Origin of the sequence: Mesorhizobium sp. CA14, assembly GCF_020165195.1 — a bacterium.
Lineage (GTDB): Bacteria > Pseudomonadota > Alphaproteobacteria > Rhizobiales > Rhizobiaceae > Mesorhizobium.
Genome location: NZ_JAIUHR010000062.1, coordinates 1 through 1,341, shown reverse-complemented (window position 1 = coordinate 1,341; position 1,341 = coordinate 1). Strand labels below are relative to the sequence as shown.

1 protein-coding gene is annotated in these 1,341 nt (G+C 64.5%); it reads right to left on the bottom strand.

The annotated features are described in order from the left end of the window. Positions 1-45: 45 nt before the first annotated feature. A complete protein-coding gene (locus tag LB565_RS29750) occupies positions 46-1,242 on the bottom strand; it encodes an IS256 family transposase (RefSeq protein WP_224589626.1) in 1,197 nt (398 codons plus the stop codon). Positions 1,243-1,341: the final 99 nt, after the last annotated feature.

Sequence of the window (1,341 nt, the reverse complement as noted above, 5' to 3'; positions counted from 1 at the left end):
GGTTGTGTGCGTCAAGTTCTGCAAAAGGGGCGGCCACGAGGCTGGTCATGCGGCTTGGCGCAGAGCGAGCTTCTTGTGCTCGCGCAGGTCGTCCATGTTGATGTAGCGGTTGGCCTCCATCCAGTTTTCGTTGGTTTCGACGGCCAGCGCCCTGACCAGGCGCAGGCAGCTTTCGGCGTTGGGAAAGATGCGCACGACATAGGTGCGGCGCCTGATCTCTTCGTTGAGGCGTTCCAGCATGTTGGTGGACTTCAGGTGCTTGTGGTGCTGGCGCGGCAGGCGGAAGAAGGTCAGCGTGCCCTCGATGGTCTCCTCCACCCACGTCGTCAGCCTGGGATAGCGGCCCGACCATTTGGCAAGCCACGCGGCGAGATCGGCCTTGGCCTCGGCGAGATCGCGCCGGTCGTAGAGCCATCTGAGCTCCTGCAGGCAGTCGTCGCCATGCTTCCTCGGCAGGTGATCGAGCGCGTTCCTGAGGAAGTGCACGTAGCAGCGCTGCCAGGCCGCTTCCGGGATCACCTCGCCGATCGCCGCGACCAGGCCGGCATGGTCGTCGGACACGACCAGTTCGACGCCCCTGAGGCCGCGCGCCTTGAGCGCGACGAGGAAGTGCTTCCAGGCCGAGCGGCTCTCGCGATTGGCCATCTCCACGGCCAGGATCTGGCGCCGCCCGTCCCAGTCGATGCCGACCGCGATCAGCACCGCCTGGCTCATGACGATGCCGGCCTCGCGCACCTTCTCGTAGCGGGCATCGAGGATGAGGTAGGCAAAGGGCTCTTGCAGCGGGCGCTCGGCGAAGGCCTTCAGGCTCTCGTCCAGGCGCTTGTTGATGGCCGAGATCGACGAGGCCGAGAAGGCATGCCCGCACAGCTCTTCCGTGATCGCCTTGACCTTGCGGGTCGACACGCCCTGCACGTACATCTCCGCGAGCGTCGCCACCAAGGCCCGCTCGGAACGCTGGTAGCGCTCGAACAGCTCGGTGGAGAAGCGCCCCTGCCGGTCCTGCGGAACCCGCAGCTCCAGCTTGCCGACACGGGTGACAAGCGTGCGGCCGTAATACCCAGAGCGGTAGCCGAGCCGCTCCGGCGTGCGCTCGCTCTTCGAAGCACCCAGAGCCTCGTCCATCTCGGCCTCGAGCACCTCCTGCATCACCGCGCGGATCACTTCGTGCAGCCCATCCGGGTTCGAAAGCAGAATGTCTTTGACGGCAGCTATGGCGGATTTATCTTCGGTCTTGGTCATGGTGGCGTTCCTTCGCGGGAATCAGGTGACTTTGAACAATCACCAGCCTGCCATGACCGCCCTCTCTCAGCGAATTTGCAGAACTCTCAGCACACTACC

Excerpts from the sequence above, each read along its gene's own strand:
- LB565_RS29750 (WP_224589626.1), bottom strand. The coding sequence starts at position 1,242 with ATGACCAAGACCGAAGATAAATCCGCCATAGCTGCCGTCAAAGACATT.